This window comes from Pedobacter sp. 22226, from assembly GCF_052045455.1.
Classification (GTDB): Bacteria; Bacteroidota; Bacteroidia; order Sphingobacteriales; family Sphingobacteriaceae; genus Pedobacter; species Pedobacter jeongneungensis.
The window spans coordinates 390,390-407,488 of the sequence record NZ_JBQEPB010000002.1 but is presented as its reverse complement, the minus strand read 5'-3'; the positions used below and the strand labels follow the sequence as shown (position 1 = coordinate 407,488).

18 protein-coding genes are annotated in these 17,099 nt (G+C 34.9%); all 18 read left to right on the top strand.

Features of this window, described 5'->3' with window-relative positions:
* Positions 1 to 114: 114 nt before the first annotated feature.
* From asnB to ACTJKC_RS05065, 18 genes are read left to right on the top strand one after another with little or no spacing between them, the layout of a single operon-like run.
* On the top strand, positions 115 to 1,902 hold the full coding sequence (gene asnB / locus ACTJKC_RS05150; protein WP_440790581.1) for an asparagine synthase (glutamine-hydrolyzing): 1,788 nt from the start codon (positions 115 to 117) through the stop codon (positions 1,900 to 1,902).
* Positions 1,892 to 3,082, top strand: coding sequence for a glycosyltransferase family 4 protein (locus tag ACTJKC_RS05145; protein ID WP_440790580.1), 1,191 nt, complete (start codon positions 1,892 to 1,894; stop codon positions 3,080 to 3,082). Before asnB ends, ACTJKC_RS05145 begins: the two co-directional genes overlap by 11 nt.
* Positions 3,075 to 3,929 (top strand): ABC transporter permease, encoded by an 855-nt coding sequence (locus ACTJKC_RS05140; RefSeq protein ID WP_344848926.1) that lies wholly within the window; start codon positions 3,075 to 3,077, stop codon positions 3,927 to 3,929. Before ACTJKC_RS05145 ends, ACTJKC_RS05140 begins: the two co-directional genes overlap by 8 nt.
* A 51-nt stretch (positions 3,930 to 3,980) precedes the next feature.
* A complete protein-coding gene (locus ACTJKC_RS05135; protein WP_440790579.1) occupies positions 3,981 to 5,240 on the top strand; it encodes an ABC transporter ATP-binding protein in 1,260 nt (419 codons plus the stop codon).
* 2 nt (positions 5,241 to 5,242) lie between these two features.
* Positions 5,243 to 6,283, top strand: a complete 1,041-nt coding sequence (locus ACTJKC_RS05130; protein ID WP_440790578.1) for a glycosyltransferase family A protein — start codon at positions 5,243 to 5,245, stop codon at positions 6,281 to 6,283.
* Entirely contained in the window at positions 6,280 to 6,729 is a 450-nt protein-coding gene (locus ACTJKC_RS05125; protein WP_440790577.1) for a hypothetical protein, read from the top strand. The genes ACTJKC_RS05130 and ACTJKC_RS05125 overlap by 4 nt, the downstream gene beginning before the upstream one ends.
* Positions 6,713 to 7,465 (top strand): class I SAM-dependent DNA methyltransferase, encoded by a 753-nt coding sequence (locus tag ACTJKC_RS05120; protein ID WP_440790576.1) that lies wholly within the window; start codon positions 6,713 to 6,715, stop codon positions 7,463 to 7,465. Before ACTJKC_RS05125 ends, ACTJKC_RS05120 begins: the two co-directional genes overlap by 17 nt.
* A 2-nt stretch (positions 7,466 to 7,467) precedes the next feature.
* The gene (locus ACTJKC_RS05115; protein ID WP_440790575.1) at positions 7,468 to 8,586 is read left to right on the top strand and encodes a DegT/DnrJ/EryC1/StrS family aminotransferase; all 1,119 of its coding nucleotides are present in this window, start codon (positions 7,468 to 7,470) and stop codon (positions 8,584 to 8,586) included.
* Positions 8,573 to 9,757 carry a glycosyltransferase gene (locus ACTJKC_RS05110; protein WP_440790574.1) on the top strand — a complete coding sequence of 395 codons (1,185 nt, stop codon included), beginning with the start codon at positions 8,573 to 8,575 and terminating at the stop codon, positions 9,755 to 9,757. Before ACTJKC_RS05115 ends, ACTJKC_RS05110 begins: the two co-directional genes overlap by 14 nt.
* A gap of 31 nt (positions 9,758 to 9,788) precedes the next feature.
* A complete protein-coding gene (locus ACTJKC_RS05105; protein WP_440790573.1) occupies positions 9,789 to 10,622 on the top strand; it encodes an alpha-1,2-fucosyltransferase in 834 nt (277 codons plus the stop codon).
* Positions 10,616 to 11,524, top strand: a complete 909-nt coding sequence (locus ACTJKC_RS05100; protein WP_440790572.1) for a nucleotide-diphospho-sugar transferase — start codon at positions 10,616 to 10,618, stop codon at positions 11,522 to 11,524. The genes ACTJKC_RS05105 and ACTJKC_RS05100 overlap by 7 nt, the downstream gene beginning before the upstream one ends.
* A complete protein-coding gene (locus tag ACTJKC_RS05095; RefSeq protein WP_440790571.1) occupies positions 11,521 to 12,147 on the top strand; it encodes an acyltransferase in 627 nt (208 codons plus the stop codon). The genes ACTJKC_RS05100 and ACTJKC_RS05095 overlap by 4 nt, the downstream gene beginning before the upstream one ends.
* Positions 12,140 to 12,763, top strand: coding sequence for an acyltransferase (locus ACTJKC_RS05090; RefSeq protein ID WP_440790570.1), 624 nt, complete (start codon positions 12,140 to 12,142; stop codon positions 12,761 to 12,763). The genes ACTJKC_RS05095 and ACTJKC_RS05090 overlap by 8 nt, the downstream gene beginning before the upstream one ends.
* Positions 12,756 to 13,658 carry an NAD-dependent epimerase/dehydratase family protein gene (locus ACTJKC_RS05085; protein ID WP_440790569.1) on the top strand — a complete coding sequence of 301 codons (903 nt, stop codon included), beginning with the start codon at positions 12,756 to 12,758 and terminating at the stop codon, positions 13,656 to 13,658. Before ACTJKC_RS05090 ends, ACTJKC_RS05085 begins: the two co-directional genes overlap by 8 nt.
* Complete coding sequence (locus tag ACTJKC_RS05080; RefSeq protein WP_440790568.1) at positions 13,643 to 14,785, top strand: glycosyltransferase; 1,143 nt, start codon at positions 13,643 to 13,645, stop codon at positions 14,783 to 14,785. Before ACTJKC_RS05085 ends, ACTJKC_RS05080 begins: the two co-directional genes overlap by 16 nt.
* 10 nt (positions 14,786 to 14,795) lie before the next feature.
* On the top strand, positions 14,796 to 15,683 hold the full coding sequence (locus ACTJKC_RS05075) for a glycosyltransferase (RefSeq protein ID WP_440790567.1): 888 nt from the start codon (positions 14,796 to 14,798) through the stop codon (positions 15,681 to 15,683).
* Complete coding sequence (locus ACTJKC_RS05070; protein WP_440790566.1) at positions 15,683 to 16,360, top strand: class I SAM-dependent methyltransferase; 678 nt, start codon at positions 15,683 to 15,685, stop codon at positions 16,358 to 16,360. The genes ACTJKC_RS05075 and ACTJKC_RS05070 overlap by 1 nt, the downstream gene beginning before the upstream one ends.
* Positions 16,347 to 17,099 (top strand): glycosyltransferase family 2 protein, encoded by a 753-nt coding sequence (locus ACTJKC_RS05065; RefSeq protein WP_440790565.1) that lies wholly within the window; start codon positions 16,347 to 16,349, stop codon positions 17,097 to 17,099. The genes ACTJKC_RS05070 and ACTJKC_RS05065 overlap by 14 nt, the downstream gene beginning before the upstream one ends.

Genomic DNA, 17,099 nt, shown 5'->3' with positions numbered 1-17,099 from the left:
CAACATTATTCATAAAATTAATCGGTTCATTTTTAAAAATAAAATGTGACTGAAAGGGCGAAGCTGTATCCAGCGCGATCTGATCGTATCAAAATTCGTCGGGATTAAAATACAATGTGCCGTATAGCAGGTATTATAAATAGCAAGAATTCGTTAGAAAAAGTTAACTACCAGGTAAAAACCATGTGTGATAGTATGCACCACGGTGGACCAGATGACCATGGCATTTATATGGCTGAAGATGCATCTGTTTGTTTGGGAAACAGAAGACTGGCAATCCTCGATCTTACCACCAATGGTCATCAACCCATGGTAAGCCATAAAGAAGATACTGCCATTACCTACAATGGCGAAATTTACAATTATCAAAAAATCAGGACTGTATTAATTAATCTGGGTTACATATTCAAAACCCAAACTGATACAGAAGTAATACTTTATGCCTACCAGCACTGGGGAGAAAATGCTTTCGAAAAACTGGATGGTATTTTTGCGTTCAGCATTTATGATAAAAGGCATCAATGTGTGTACCTGGTACGCGATCAGAATGGCATAAAGCCCTTATATTACCATTTTAATAATGAAACCTTAACTTTTGCTTCTGAAGTAAAGGCATTTAAACATGCCGGAATTTCACAGGAAAATGAAAACTGGCGGATTTATTATCTTGCGTTCGGACATATACCTGAGCCTTATACTACACTAAAAAATGTGTGCAGCCTGGGGAAGGGCTGCTTTTTAAAATATCATGTTAGAAGTGCAGAATACGATGTGCAATCCTATCATGAATTTGAAAACACTTCTTATATCAGAAACGAGAGTTACGCCATTGAGCTAATTCGCGAACAATTGAGGGACTCCATTAAACAGCAGATGATATCAGACGTTGATGTTGGCGTACTGTTTAGTGGCGGCCTTGATTCGAGTATTCTCACCATTTTGGCCAATCAACATAACGGAAGGAAACTATCATGCATTTCTGCCAACTTTAATGAAATAGATTTTTCTGAAAAAAAACAACGCAATAGCCTGCTTCAAAAAATTGAAGTACAAAAGATAGAAAAACTTATTACCTATCGTGATTTTGTACAGAATTTTGAAACTGTATTAAGCAACATGGATCAACCTACAAATGATGGAATTAATACCTGGTTTGTATGTAAAACAGCAAAAGAGCAAGGAATAAAAGTGGTACTATCTGGCCTGGGGGCTGACGAACTTTTTGGCGGTTACCCTTCTTTTGACAGGATCCATAAAATACAAAACTTAAACTGGTTAAGTAAAAGCGTATTACGAAGCATGCGTTTCTCCAACAATACCAAATTTAAAAGGTTATATTATCTCAGTTTAAATTCTCCCATTGGCGAGTATTTATGTTTGAGGGGGGTGTATTCTCCCGATGTTATAGCAGAATTACTGGATCTCGATATGAGAACGGTGATCGATTGCCTGGAAGAAATTCCGTTGCAGCCCGGCATCAAAAAAACCAGTAACGAAACCCGGGCAAGCTGGTTCGAGTTTAACATGTACATGCAAAACCAGCTGTTAAAAGATACTGATTTTATGAGCATGAGCCATGGTGTTGAGGTTAGGGTGCCCTTTCTCGACCGTAACTTTGTTGACCTAGTGCTTTCTATTTCAACAGAGATCAAATTCAGCTACGAACAAAAAAAGAAACTTCTGGTAGAAGCATATAAGGAGGATTTGCCGGTAGAAACATGGAAAAGATCAAAAATGGGCTTCACCTTTCCTTTTCAGGAGTGGATGAGGAAAAACAGCGATATTGCCGATCCCTCACGTTACCACAATAAACGCGCAAAATCGCTCATCAAAAGCTTCGGAGAAAACAAATTACATTGGAGCTCGGCCTTGGCTTTATATAGAACTTACCATGCCAGTTAAAGTATTATTTTTAACGCTTAAAACTTTTAGTTTAACCGGCGGTATTGAAAAAGTGTGCAGAAGTATATCACGTGTTCTATACGATCTGAGCGAAGAAGAAATTGTTCAATCTACCGTGTATTCGATGTATGATAAAAATACAGACCGCGATTCTAGGTATTTGAGTAAACAACAATTTAAAGGCTTTGGAGGAAAAAAAGAGCAGTTCGTTGTTCAATCTTTTTTAAGTGGGTTAAAGGCAGATGTTATTTTATTGAGCCATATTCATTTAATCAATATTGTTTATTTCATCAAGAAAGTTTATCCCCATAAAAAGATTTACCTGATGGCGCATGGAATTGAAATCTGGAAAAAGTTATCAGATTCCAAACTCAAGATTTTAAACCAGTTAGATAAAATCATCTGTGTCAGTCATTTTACAGCTCAAAAGATTATGGATATGCACCATATACCGGCTGAAAAAATCGAAATATTAAATAATTGCCTCGACCCATTTTACCACCTCTCTACGCAGTTTGAAAAACCAAAGGATTTATTGAATAGGTACCGTTTAAATGATGAAAATATAATTTTGTTCTCACTATCGCGTTTATCCTCTTCTGAAAAATATAAAGGATACGACCATACCATTGAACTTTTACCAAAACTACTGGAGAAATACCCAACGCTAACTTATTTATTAGGCGGCAAATGGGATGCGATAGAAAAGAAAAGATTAGATGAGTTAATTATAAAAAACAATCTTCAGAATCACATTAGAATGATTGGTTTTATTGATGAGACGGAAATTACCGAACATTTTTTATTATCCGACATCTTTATTTTGCCAAGTAAAAAAGAAGGATTTGGCATTGTATTTATCGAAGCATTAGCCAGCGGTTTAAGGGTAATTGCAGGCAATAAAGACGGAAGTGTAGATGCACTTCAGGGAGGAACCCTGGGGGTACTTGTTGATCCTGATGATCAGGAAGGCATTTTAATTAGTATTTGTAATTTATTGGAGCACAAACAAAACGAAAGCGATAAAAAAAATCTTCAGGAAAAATGTATGGAGGCATTTGGATATGCACCTTATCTTCAATCCGTAAAAAGCTTGCTTTTAAACGGGATGATTAATCACACCGAAAAAATGGATCAAATACAATATTCAGGATTGGTTAACCCCAAAATTTATGGTTAAAGAGGAACAACTATGGACCATCGAGGCAAAATCATCCTTACTCGATTTAAAGCTGAATGAGGTTTGGGCATACCGGGATCTGTTGGTATTATTAGTGAGAAGAGATTTCGTTTCTTTTTATAAACAGACCATTTTAGGCCCGCTCTGGTTTTTTATTCAACCCCTGTTTACCACCATCATTTTTACCTTTATTTTTGGCAACCTCGCAGGCATCTCAACTGATAGCCTGCCGAAGCCCTTATTTTACATGGCCGGCATTACGGCCTGGAATTACTTTGCTGATTGTTTAACCAAAACATCATCTGTTTTTAGGGATAATGCTAGTATTTTCGGCAAAGTATATTTCCCAAGGTTAATTATGCCATTAAGTATTGTGGTAAGTAATCTGGTGCGATTTGGCGTACAGATGTTGTTATTTCTCATATTAATGGCCTATTATTATTTTTCAGGCGCAAATTTCAACATCAGCTGGGCAATTTGTCTGTTCCCGGTAATTGTAATATTAATGGCTTTATTGGGTTTGGGTGCAGGGATGATTATCTCAGCCATGACTACGAAATATAGGGATCTGGCTTTTCTCATCGGTTTTGGTGTGCAGTTATTAATGTACGCTACTACTGTAATCTACCCCCTATCTGAGGCTATTAAGAAATATCCGGCATATGCCTGGATTATTGAGTATAATCCGATGACGCCAATTATTGAAACTTTTAGATATGGATTTTTAGGACAAGGGAGCTTTAGCTGGTTTAGTTTAGGTTGTGCTACAATTGTTACTATAGTTTTACTATTGGTTGGTACTGTGGTTTTTAATAAGGTAGAACGGAATTTTGTTGACACCGTATAAATGGGAAATGGAAGATGGATAACGGAAAGCACAACTTTAAGCATATTTTAAATGTCTAACATTGCAATAAAAGTAGAAAACCTAAGTAAGGCTTATCAATTGGGCCAAATTGGTACAGGAACGATCAGCCGCGATTTAGAACGTTGGTATGCGCGCATTCGGGGTAAAGAAGATCCATTTTTGCGGATCGGGGAAAGTAATGACCAAAATACCAAAAGTGAAAGCGATGTAGTATGGAGCTTAAAAGATATTAATTTCGAAATTGAGCAAGGAGATGCAGTAGGCATTATAGGCAGAAACGGAGCAGGAAAAAGTACTTTACTCAAAATATTAAGCAAAGTTACAGCCCCTACTACCGGTAAAATCTCAGGCAAGGGCCGAATTGCAAGTTTATTGGAAGTAGGTACCGGTTTCCATCCAGAGCTTAGCGGTAGGGAAAATATTTTTTTAAATGGTGCTATTTTAGGTATGCGTAAAAAAGAAATCCAACGCAAACTGGATGAAATTGTAGATTTTGCAGGAATTGAACGTTATTTGGATACACCAGTAAAAAGATATAGTTCAGGCATGTATGTGCGTCTGGCCTTTGCCGTTGCTGCGCATTTAGAAAGCGAAATATTAATTGTAGATGAAGTACTTGCTGTAGGTGACGCAGAATTTCAGAAAAAGTGTTTGGGCAAGATGGGCGAAGTAAGTAAGGGCGAAGGAAGGACTGTACTTTTTGTGAGCCATAATATGGATGCGGTATCTTCTCTTTGCAAAAATGGTATAGTATTAGAAAATGGTAAAGTAAAAATCGCTTCAAACGTTGAGGAAGCGATTAGAATATATCAACAGTTTAATCAGAATGAAATATTGAGATGGGACAACCTTCATAATAACTATTTTCCGAGGTTCGATTTCGTTACCATTAACATCACTGGGAGCCAACCTAATCTATTATTAAATATTAAAGCCCAACTGGTTTCTGATTCTAAAAATGCTCCAGCATTCATTACTTTTGATATAAAAGATGATCAAGGCAAACCTATAATCCAATCAATGCCCTCAGCAACTCCATTTATTATTATTCAAAAAGGTATAATTGATATTGATTTAGTTATTGCACTTACTGGTCTGGTTCCTGGTTTTTATTCCATAAGTCCATGGATCGGTCCACAAAATACAATTACTTACGATCGCCATGAAGACGTGTTAGTATTCGAAATTACACAAAGTCCCACCAAAGATCGTGTATTTCCATATTATAAAAGCGATGGATTTATCTCAGCACCGACTACAGCTGAAATCAAATATTTTAATCAAGAGTAATTTTGACTATTTCGATTATCATTCCAACGCTTAATCGAGCTACGCTCCTAAAAGCAACATTAGAAAGTATTGCTAGGCAAAATTTAGACAATAACATCGAGGTTATCATTATTGATAATGGATCAATAGATAACACAAAAGAGATTGTTGAATGTTTTATAACAAAAATACCGACTATTCTTTACGAATTCAATGAAATACCTGGCTTACTCACTGGTAGGCACCGTGGTGCCGAAATGGCATCCGGAGAGGTGCTATGTTTCTTAGATGATGATGTAGAATTAAATTCCAATTACGTCAAGAACTTGTATGATTCTTTTCTAATGAATAATGACTTGCATTTAGCAACTGGTCCTTGCTTACCCGATTATGAAACTGCTCCACCAGTTTGGTTGCGATATTTTTGGGAAAAAGCCTATGAAGGCAATTACTGTTCTTGGTTAAGTCTCTTAGATTTTGGGAATAATGAAGTCGACATTGACCCAAATTTTGTATGGGGTCTCAATTTCTGTATCCGAAAAAGCACTTTAATTTCTCTTGGTGGCTTTCATCCGGATTGCATACCGGAGCACTTACAGAAATTTCAAGGAGATGGTGAAACGGGACTTACGTTACGGGCGATAAAAAATAATTTGTCAGCAAAATACATTCCAGGCTTAATGTTAAAACATTATGTACCGAAGAGTAGATTAACTTTTGAATATTTTAAAAAAAGAGCTTTTTATCAAGGTGTATGCAACTCTTATACAAATTTAAGAATTGCTAACCAGCCTCAAGAAGAGACTAATAAAGGCAAAGAAGAGGTAAAACCACTGAAGAAAAAACTGAGGGATAGGCTGCATCCTTATTATAGATGGGTAAAAATCTTTGTTTCGAAAAGCAAAAAACCGCTTCCCAAGGAGATAAAAGCACTATTCAATAGTCTAGCGCAAACGGAAACAGACGGTTACAATTTTCATCAAAGCCATTTTAATAACGACAGAATTGTAAAGGAGTGGGTATTGAAAGAAAACTATTGGGATTATAACCTTCCAAATTCATGATCGAAAAAATAATTTACCAAGAAAATCAATTGGCCATTATCATTAGAGCCAATTACAAAAAGCAAGGGATATCTTTCTTTACTCCAGGAGACTTTTCTCAACAATTGGGCTATATGAACAGGCCGAAAGGATATATCATCGAACCGCATGTACATAATCTGGTTGAGCGAAAAGTAACTTTAACGCAAGAAGTTTTATATGTTAAAAATGGAAAAGTAAGAGTTGATTTTTATAATGATGACCAAGACTATTTAGAAAGCAGAATTTTGGAAACTGGCGATGTAATTTTATTAGCTGCAGGTGGACATGGATTTGAAATCTTAGAAAATGCCGAAATGATCGAAATTAAACAAGGTCCTTATTGTGGTGATGAAGACAAAGTTAAATTTGACCACAAGCCAGAAAACATTAATATAATAACCAAAGGTGATGAGCCAGAACTTTAAGCTTTACAGCCAATATTACGATTTGCTTTATAGAGACAAAGATTATGCGGCAGAAACCGACTATCTAATTAGTTTACTTGATAAATACCATTCTAAAGGCAATAAAATTATAGAGTTAGGCTCGGGAACTGGCAAACATGCAAATTTGTTAGCAGAGAAAGGATATCAAATTCTCGGTATTGAGCAGAGTCCAGAAATGGTCGAAATTGCAAACCAAAATAAAAAAGAAGGAGTGATTTTTCAGGTTGCAGATATTACTGACTTTAGATCAAACACCTCTTTTGATATCGCTCTATCTCTTTTTCATGTGATCAGCTACCTAACTAACAATGATAATTTGATCAAAACATTCAAGAATGTTCATCAGAGCTTAAACATAGATGGTCTATTCATTTTCGATGTTTGGCACAGTGCTGCTGTAAATTTCCAAATACCGGAAAAACGAACTAAAATACTTCGAAATCAAAATATTGAGGTCACTAGAATTGCAAATCCTGTAATCTATGCCGAATTAAATGTTGTTGAAGTTAATTATGATATTACTGTAAACGAACTTAAAGACGGTACAATTCATTCCTTTAAGGAGCAACATCCCATGCGACATTTCAGCAGACCAGAAATTGAGATTTTAGCCTATGCAACTGGTTTTGAGTTCGTGCATACCGAAGCATTTCTTACTAAAGAAAGTCCTTCAATACACACTTGGGGAGTTTCTTATATTTTAAAGAAAATTTAAAAATGCATCAACCTATTCCTGTTAATACCCCACTTCTAAATGGCAATGAGTTAAAATATGTAACTGAATGTATTGAAACTGGCTGGATCAGTAGTGAAGGGCCTTTTATTAACAAATTTGAAGAACAATTTAGTAAATATATTGGTAGTTTGCATGGAATTGCGGTTAGTAATGGTTCCGCAGCCTTAGATATTGCAATTAAAGCTTTAAATATTGGCCCTGGAGACGAAGTGATTATGCCTACCTTCACGATTATCTCTCCAGCGCAATCTGTTGTTACTGCCGGTGCGTTGCCAGTTTTAGTAGATAGTGATCCACTCACTTGGAATATGGATGTAATGCAAATCGAAGCGAAGATTACCGCCCGAACTAAGGCCATTTTAGTAGTTCATGTCTATGGATTACCAGTGGATATGGAGCCGGTGTTGACGCTAGCAAAAAAATACAAGCTCAAGATAATCGAAGATGCAGCCGAAATGCACGGGCAAACCTATGACAGTAAAATCTGTGGTAGTTTCGGCGATATTAGCATTTTTAGTTTTTATCCAAATAAACACATTACTACCGGTGAAGGTGGCATGCTTCTCACTAACAGCAGAAAGCTGGCAGATAGATGTAAAAAACTCCGGAACCTCTGCTTTGAGCCTAATGGTCCCCGCTTTGTCCACCACGAAATAGGCTGGAACTACCGGATGACAAACCTACAGGCAGCACTAGGTGTAGCACAATTGGAACAACTTGAAGGTTTTATAATTAAGAAAAGAGAAATAGGTGCAAATTACCAACAAAGGCTTTCTTTCTTACAAGAAAAAGGGTACCAACTGCCTCTTGCAAAAACAGATTTTAGCAAGAATATTTATTGGATATTCGGTTTGATTGCACCAACCTTAGCCGAAAAAGAAAACATAATAGCTCATCTCACCAAAAACAAAATCGGTACCCGGCCTTTCTTTTGGTGCATGCATGAACAACCTGTATTTCAAAAGATGGGGTTGTTTAAAAACGAAAATTACCCCGTTGCAGAAAGATTAGCTAGAAATGGCTTTTACTTGCCGAGCGGATTGGGTTTGAAAGAAACAGATATTGATATTGTAGTTAAAACAATATATGAAAGCTTTTAAAATTGCAGTTTGGGTTGACCTGAATTACGCTCCTGAAGCTGGTGGTGGATATGGTTTTTTTTCACAAATCATTTCTGGGCTCGATAATCGAAATTTTGAAAATGGGATCGAAATTTATTTTGCTGGGTTTAACCTAAATATCACCTTAAATAAACCAGTAATTAATATTCCATTCACAGAAAGCTATTTGGAGAAAAAAAGGACAAATTTTTATCACAAGTTTTTTAGATCTCATGTACCCAGACAAGACATTCAAAGGAATTTTACGAACGCGGTAAAAATTTTAAAGGAAAATAAAATTGACCTTATTTTCTATGCTACGCCAGATAAAATCATTAACAACTTCCCTTTCATCATAGTACATTGGGATTTAGGGCATAAAACCACCTATCCTTTTCCTGAAATGGCAATGGATGGAAATTGGGATTATAGAGAAGAAACAATTGCCAAAAATTTGAGCAAGGCATTACTTGTTGGCGTAGAATCGGAACAGGGAAAGAAAGAAATTTTAGAAAATTACCATGTTTTTGAGGAAAAGTTAAAAATTTTACCCCTATTTCCAAGCAAGATTATTTCTGACACCATTATTCCAGGTCAACCAAATTGGCTTAATGAAAATGAACGTTTTTTTGTGTATCCCGCTCAATTCTGGCCACACAAAAACCACTATAATTTAATTTTAGCATTTCATCTTTTTTTGCAGCAACATCCTGATTTCAGATTGGTATTAACCGGAGCTGATCACGTCAATCAAAAATATATCAAAGAAATTGTCAACGAATTAAATATCAATGCCAATGTGGTAATTCCTGGATTTGTGAGCAACGAAGAATTAAAATGGATGTATAAAAAGGCTGTTGGCACAGTTTTCCCATCATTTTTGGGTCCAACCAATATGCCATTATTAGAAGCAAATTATTTCAACTGCAACCTTGCATGCTCAAATCTTAAAGGACATCAAGAAATGATGGGGGACAATGCCATTTATTTTGATCCCAAAGATAAACATTCTATTCTCAACTCATTAATCGAGCTGGAAACATTCGATAAACAGAATATTAAAACGAAAAATCAAAATTTAACGGATCATTTTAATATCGAAAATTCTTTGAAAATTATAGAAAACATGTTTTTGGAAAGTATGACGATCAGGAGAACATGGGGAAGTTAAAAGATTTACTTTTTGTTGTTCCATATAGAAAATGATTGGAGTTGTCTTGCAGGGAAGATTAGGAAATCAATTATTTCAGTATGCATTTGCTTACGCAGCTTCCAAGTCTTTAAACACGAAATTTTACATTGATCAGCGAAGCGAGTTATTTGTCCTTCCAAAATATTTCTCTTTGGTAAAAGAATTTAATTTTGAAGTCGAATCGTTGTTTAGGATTAAAGGTTTTAGAAATATATTTTCACACCGGCTAAAAATGGCTTTTTATAGCTTTCTGCCTAAATTTTTCAAATTAAAACCAATAGAATTTTCCAATGGAAGCAGTCCTGAGATGAATTTGCTAAAATTAAAAGACCAAATACTTTATACTGGATTTTTTCAATCAGAAATCTATTTTGCAAATGTTAAAGAAGAAATTGGTTCTTTATTTAACCTGAAGGAAGAATTTAAAGACAACTATCAAAAAGTGGTTAAAAATTTTCCTGCTGATAAAAAAGTAATTGCCGTTCATATCAGAAAGGGCGATTATATTAATTTAGGCTGGGCGTTATCAACTGATTATTACCATAAAATCTTACAGCAATTTGAAAAGGAAAGTTCTTTTTTCGTTTTTTTATCTGATGAACCTGCCACAATTGCTGAAGAATTTAGTGATGTACCTCACAAATACATTTCTAACCACGAAGAAATAATCGATTTTCAGTTTCTTTTAAATGCAGATGTTTGCATATTGGCAAATAGTAGTTTCTCTTGGTGGGGCGCATTTCTGAACAAAAAACAACCTCAAATATATGCGCCGAAATTTTGGCTTGGACAGAACGAGGAATTACCAAATAGTATTATACCCAAAAATTGGATTAAGTGTTAGATACCCCGGTTCTATTTTTAATTTTTAACCGGCCAGAAACAACAATTGCTGTTTTTGAGGAAATTAAAAAAGCCAAACCGAAGCAGCTTTTTGTAGCTGCAGACGGTCCACGAAAAGGTAATGAGAATGATTTGGTGAAATGTGCCGTAACCAGAAATCTTATTTTAAATGGAATAGATTGGCCGTGCGAACTAAAAACTTTATTTAGGGAAGAAAATTGTGGTTGCGGAGAAGCAGTCAGCGGTGGAATTAACTGGTTTTTTGAACATGTAGAACAAGGCATTATCTTGGAGGATGACTGTTTACCAAATCATTCCTTTTTTGTTTTTTGCGCTGAATTACTAAAATATCATCAAAACAATAATCGGATAATGGAGATAACCGGCACAAATGTGCTAGCCAAAAAATTAAACTTAGATAAAGATTCCTATTATTATTCTTCCTACGGATCTATTTGGGGTTGGGCTACATGGAAGCGTGCTTGGGAAAAATATGATTTTAACATAAGCGGTTTTTCATTACAAAAAGAAGAATTAATTCAACAACATGGGCATCAGTCCGATTTTAATGATTGGATGAATAGCTTTTCTGACGTTTATGAAAAAAAAATTGACACCTGGGATTACCAATGGGTTTACACCTTATGGATGAACCAAGGTTTGTGCATTGTTCCTGTAGAAAATATGATTACCAATATCGGATTTGGCGCAGCTGCAACACATACAACAGGTGAAAATCAATTTAGCAATCTTCAAAGAGCAAATATTTCGGCTATAATTAAACATCCGAAAATTATTGCTGTAAATAAAAAATCGGATCAAATGATGAGTAAAATATTCACCTCAAAACAGAAATATCAACTTTTAAGTAAACTTTACGCCAAGATTAAAAAGTTTTTATGAAATCTTTTATTAAAAACCTGATCTACAAGCTTATCAAAACTTACAAAATTGATTTGATGATACAGAGCGTGAGTGATCAAAGAAAAATTGAAAACGTAAACAATCAAATCACAAATAACAATGCCCTAATTTTTGCTGAGGCTAATGTAACGAACCTACAAAACGATCAAAAAGCAATAACAATTAATAAAGGAAGTTGCCTTAAAGGAAATCTTTTAACTTATAAGTTTGGAGGAAAAATCGAAATTGGAGAAAATACGTATATCGGACTAAACACACGGATTTGGTCTGCGGAAAGTATTCGAATTGGAAAAAATGTACTGATTTCTCACGACGTAAATATAATTGATACCAATTCTCACGAAGTTGACCATTTAGAAAGAGCAGAAAGGTTCAGATACATTGTTGAAGTTGGTCATTGGGACGAAAAACAAAACATAGTTACTGCCCCTATCCACATTAAAGATGATGTATGGATTAACTTTAACGTAACGATCTTGAAGGGAGTGACCATTGGTCGTGGAGCAATTGTCGGAGCTGGCTCGGTGGTAATGAAAGATATTCCAGATTTTACTTTGGTAGCAGGAAATCCTGCGAAAGTAATTAAAAAATTAGATGCGTAATTTCATTTATAGAATATTAGTTAAGTTATCACTGATTGTAAAATCAAAACCTGATTTCACAAAGTATGTGGTTATAGAGCCATCTTCATATCTTCTAAACGGACTCAATATCAGGTTCGATACTGAAATTGAGGAAAGAAAATATGTGGTTATCGGACGTGAAGGCATTATTAATGCTGATTTTATATTTGAAACCCAGTACGGCAACATCCAGATTGGAAATAATGTCCATATTGGTGGTGCAACTCTAATTTCCAGGAATAACATCACCATTGGCAATGATGTAACGATGGCTTGGGGTATCACCCTATACGACCATGATTCTCATAGCATTTACTGGGAATATAGAAAAAACGACAACCATCAATGTTATTCTGATTATCATAAATTTGATGGAAATAGTATCAAAAATAAAAACTGGGAAGGGGTTAATAGCGCTCCAATAACAATTGGTGATAAAGTTTGGATTGGCTTTGATGTTTGTATATTAAAAGGTGTTACCATTGGCGAAGGAGCGGTAGTTGCTGCAAAAAGTGTAGTCACAAAAGATGTTCCTGCATGGACAGTTGCCGGGGGAAATCCAGCAAGAGTTTTAAAACAGATTCCTCATGATTAAGTTATTGATTATCGGTGCCAAAGGATTTATAGGCTCGCATGCCTATCAACATTTTAAAAATACGGAAGAATACATTACCTATGCCAGCGATATTGTAAATGATTATAACGATCCGAACTATTTTCAGATTAGCTCTAGTGATGCCGATTTTACGCAGCTTGTTAGAAAGTTAAAACCAGATTGGTGTATCAACTGTGCTGGCGCAGCTTCCGTTCAGGATTCTTTTATTAAACCTTTAAGAGATTTTTCGTTGAATGTAAATAATGTGCAGAAAATATTATTTGCCATTAAAGAAGAACATCCTTCATGTAAATTTATTCAGGTTTCCAGCGCAGCCGTTTATGGCAATGCAACCAAACTGCCAATTGAAGAATCTGCTACTCTGAACCCACTTTCTCCTTACGGAATCCATAAGAAACAAGCTGAAGAATTGTGTGAAACCTATCATAAATATTTTGGCGTCAACACCTATATTCTCCGAATTTTTTCTGCATACGGCGACGGATTAACCAAACAGTTATTTTGGGATCTCTATCAAAAATTTAACTTCGAAAACAATACGGTTACGCTGTTTGGCACGGGAAATGAAACCCGAGATTTCATTCACGCGAATGATATTGTTCAATGTTTTGAAATGATCATTAAAAATGCTGAAGTGGGCTTTGACATCTATAATATTGCAAATGGCAAGCAACTGAAGATAAAAGACCTGGTTGCAGTTTTTAAAACCCTTGGAAATTTTGACAAAAAAACAGTTGAATTTTTAGGCGACAATAGAACCGGCGATCCTTTATATTGGGAAGCAGACATCAGTAAAATTGTTAAACTGGGATATCAAAGCCGCATTTCGTTAAACGATGGTTTAAAAGATTATATTTCATGGTTAAGAGGCTAAAAATTGGCATTAGCTATAATTATGATGAAGGTTGGATTGGCGGAACATATTATATTGATAATTTGGTTCGCGCTTTAGATACCTTAATGGATGTTGAAAAGCCCAATATTGTTGTAATAACAGCTAAAAAGACATATTTCGATATTTTAAAACAGGCTACAGCTTACCCATATCTTACTTATCAAATTAACACAGGAGAAAGTAATCTTTTAAAGAAAGTAATAAATACAATCTTATTTCGTACCATCGGAAAGAGAATTTTTAGTAGAGCGATTGAAAATCTGGATGGAGTTTTTCCATATTATAAATGCGAACAACAAGATCAAGCCAAAATTAGGGCATATTGGATTGCCGATTTTCAAGAACATTATCTTCCTCATTTTTTTTCCGAAAGCGATATTTTTCAAAGAAAATCTTCTCAAGAAGCAATTGCAATAAGTAACGATGTTTTGGTATTAAGCAGTCAAAACGCGCGCAATCATTTTGAAGAAATTTATCCGGCAAACCGCGCAAAAATCTATGTTCTTCCTTTTGCGGTTTCTAAGCATGGAGACCTTAAGCCATTAAATCAACTACTTAAAAAGTATAATTTGCCGGAACGGTTTTTCATTTGTTGCAACCAATTTTGGCAGCATAAGAACCACATGGTTATCTTAAAGGCCTTAAATTATTTAAACACAAGCGGTCAATGGAACATACCGATTGTGTTTACAGGAAATACTGCCGATTATCGCAACCCAGCATACTATCTACATTTCTTAAAGTTTATTGAAGAGAATGGGCTAAGTCACCTAACTTTTTCTCTAGGTTTTGTAGATAGAACCGACCAATTAACATTAATGAAACACGCCATTGCCGTAATTCAGCCTTCGCTTTTTGAAGGTTGGAGTACTGTTATCGAAGATGCAAAATCATTTAACAAAATAGTAATTGCATCGAACATTGACGTACATAAAGAACAGTTACAGCATACTAACGCATTATTTTTTGAGGTTAATGATATGGTAAAATTGGCAGATAACATTCAAAAAACCTCAAATCAATTTCAACCACGGTTGTTTGATCAAAATAATTATGCAAATAATGTGAAACAATTTGCCAAATCTTTCATACAAATTTTTAAATAATGTCCATAAGATGAGCGAACCAGTTTTATCCTATTTAATTTCAACAAAAAATAGACTTCCTTTTTTAAAGATTTCTCTAGAAAAGCTAATGTCAAATATCTTACCAGATGAAGAAATAATAATAGTTGATTCAGACAGCAAAGATGGGACTAAAGAATACTTAACTGATTTATTTAATCAAGGTAAAATCCATCAATTCATATCAGAACCAGATAAAAACCAAGCTCATGGCTGGAATAAAGCCATGATGATGGCAAAAGGAATTTTACTCAAAAAAATTATTGATGATGATGTTTTTTGTTTTGAAGCGATTAGAAAATGTAAAAATAAATTGCTAATTCATTCCGAAATTGACTTCTGTATTTCAAATTCGCTTTCTGTTAATTTATCAAATCCCGAGTTAATTGGTCATAGCTCCAGGTTTGAATCATTTATGGCTTGGAAAAGGGGATCTGCAAAATCTTTCAGCTTTAGTGATGTATATTTGATGATTAGAAAATCTGCTTTAGCTTACACAGGTTTATACAATACAAAATTTGTAATGCTCGATTGGGAATTTGCACTGCGGATAAGTTATTTAAAATGTAACATTATTTATTACACAGGGTATATGGCAATGGGTGTAGGTACTCCTTCAAACATCACGTCGCTTACTTCTAAAGAAACTTTAAAAAAGGAAGGAAGGATTGGAGCATTTTTATACGAATATGAAGGCGATAGTAAAGATATCAGCCAATGGAGCAAAATGAAAATATTTGCAGGCAAAATTTTGAAAAAAGGGAATAAAAACACTGAGTTAACAGTTGAAACCTTGAGCCTCGATTTACCAGCGATTTACAACTGTTTTTATCAGGAAATTAACCAAAGAGAAATTTCCGCTAATGGGACTTTTCACTAATGTACAATACAACTGACTATCAAGAGAAGGAAGATAGCTACTTTCTACACATAAGGAAAGAAATGTTACAGTTTATACCCAAAAATGCTGCGAATATTCTGGAAATTGGCTGTGGGGATGGCTCTTTTGGAGCTTATGTCAAAAAAAACATTTCTTGCATCTATTACGGTATTGAGCCTGATAGAAGATTTAATAAATCTGCAATTGAAAAGCTTGACCATTTCGATAACACGTTATTTACTTCTGAAAGTAAACTACCGCATAATCACTTCGACTGTATTGTATTTAATGATGTGCTAGAGCATTTGGCCGAACCTCAAATTGCATTAAGGAATTGTAAAGCTTTTCTAAAAAAAGATGGCGTGATTGTTAGTTCAATTCCAAATATCAGGCATGCCCCTTATCTTTACCGGCTATTTTACCTTGGCGAATTTACCTACGAAGATTCGGGAATAATGGACAAAACACACCTGAGGTTTTTCACAAAAAAAAGCATTAAAAGAATGTATGAAACTTTAGGTTTTGAAGTAATCCAACATATAGGTATTAATGAATCTTTAGCTCCAAGATTTAAATTTATTGTTCAACTGTTGAATTTAATCACAAACAATAAATTTGAAGACACGAAGTTTCAACAATATGCAACAGTAGCTAAAAAAGTTAATGACCAATATTGATATTATTATTTTAAGTTACGCCAAAAACGAAGCACTAAAAAACATCACGCTACAAACAATCAGCACTTTGTTGGCAAGTGAAGATTCTCGTTTGATTAAATTCAATGTAATTGTCATCGAATCAAACAAGGTACTTTCACCTTTTCAATACCCAAATAGCAGAACCATTTATCCTAAGCAAGAATTTGGTTTTCATAAATTCTTAAACATAGGCATTTCATTAACTCAAAACGAGTTAATTTGTTTTTGTAATAATGACCTTATCTTTAACAAGGGCTGGGCGACAGCTATCTTAGAAAGCAGTAAAATAGATCCCGCCATAAAAAGTTTCAACCCATTTTGTCCAAAATTTCATCATGGAAAAATTGAAGTAGAAAAAGAGCCTATAAATTACGGCTACACCAATGCGTTATTTTTTACTGGCTGGTGTTTTCTTGTAAAAAGGGAAATTTTTAATTCAATTGGCTTATTTGATGAACGATTCAAATTTTGGTTCTGCGATGATGATTTCAGGCTCACTCTCGAGAAGTATCGAATCAAAAATGCGCTTATTCGAGATTCCCTAGTAACGCACCTAGCAAGTAAAACCCTGAGTAATGAAAGTGATTACAAAAAAAGCTATTTCCAATACATTAGTTTCGCTTTGTATAAATATAAGTGGCAGCATCACAATTTTATGGTTTATCTCTTTGAACTTATAAAATACAGATTGAAAATTCTATATGCAAAATTCGGATAG

Excerpts from the sequence above, each read along its gene's own strand:
- ACTJKC_RS05090 (WP_440790570.1), top strand. The coding sequence starts at position 12,140 with ATGCGTAATTTCATTTATAGAATATTAGTTAAGTTATCACTGATTGTA.
- ACTJKC_RS05085 (WP_440790569.1), top strand. The coding sequence starts at position 12,756 with ATGATTAAGTTATTGATTATCGGTGCCAAAGGATTTATAGGCTCGCAT.
- ACTJKC_RS05095 (WP_440790571.1), top strand. The coding sequence starts at position 11,521 with ATGAAATCTTTTATTAAAAACCTGATCTACAAGCTTATCAAAACTTAC.
- ACTJKC_RS05065 (WP_440790565.1), top strand. The coding sequence starts at position 16,347 with ATGACCAATATTGATATTATTATTTTAAGTTACGCCAAAAACGAAGCA.
- ACTJKC_RS05075 (WP_440790567.1), top strand. The coding sequence starts at position 14,796 with ATGAGCGAACCAGTTTTATCCTATTTAATTTCAACAAAAAATAGACTT.
- ACTJKC_RS05125 (WP_440790577.1), top strand. The coding sequence starts at position 6,280 with ATGATCGAAAAAATAATTTACCAAGAAAATCAATTGGCCATTATCATT.
- ACTJKC_RS05120 (WP_440790576.1), top strand. The coding sequence starts at position 6,713 with ATGAGCCAGAACTTTAAGCTTTACAGCCAATATTACGATTTGCTTTAT.
- asnB (WP_440790581.1), top strand. The coding sequence starts at position 115 with ATGTGCCGTATAGCAGGTATTATAAATAGCAAGAATTCGTTAGAAAAA.
- ACTJKC_RS05070 (WP_440790566.1), top strand. The coding sequence starts at position 15,683 with ATGTACAATACAACTGACTATCAAGAGAAGGAAGATAGCTACTTTCTA.
- ACTJKC_RS05140 (WP_344848926.1), top strand. The coding sequence starts at position 3,075 with ATGGTTAAAGAGGAACAACTATGGACCATCGAGGCAAAATCATCCTTA.
- ACTJKC_RS05105 (WP_440790573.1), top strand. The coding sequence starts at position 9,789 with ATGATTGGAGTTGTCTTGCAGGGAAGATTAGGAAATCAATTATTTCAG.
- ACTJKC_RS05110 (WP_440790574.1), top strand. The coding sequence starts at position 8,573 with ATGAAAGCTTTTAAAATTGCAGTTTGGGTTGACCTGAATTACGCTCCT.
- ACTJKC_RS05145 (WP_440790580.1), top strand. The coding sequence starts at position 1,892 with ATGCCAGTTAAAGTATTATTTTTAACGCTTAAAACTTTTAGTTTAACC.
- ACTJKC_RS05135 (WP_440790579.1), top strand. The coding sequence starts at position 3,981 with ATGTCTAACATTGCAATAAAAGTAGAAAACCTAAGTAAGGCTTATCAA.
- ACTJKC_RS05115 (WP_440790575.1), top strand. The coding sequence starts at position 7,468 with ATGCATCAACCTATTCCTGTTAATACCCCACTTCTAAATGGCAATGAG.
- ACTJKC_RS05080 (WP_440790568.1), top strand. The coding sequence starts at position 13,643 with ATGGTTAAGAGGCTAAAAATTGGCATTAGCTATAATTATGATGAAGGT.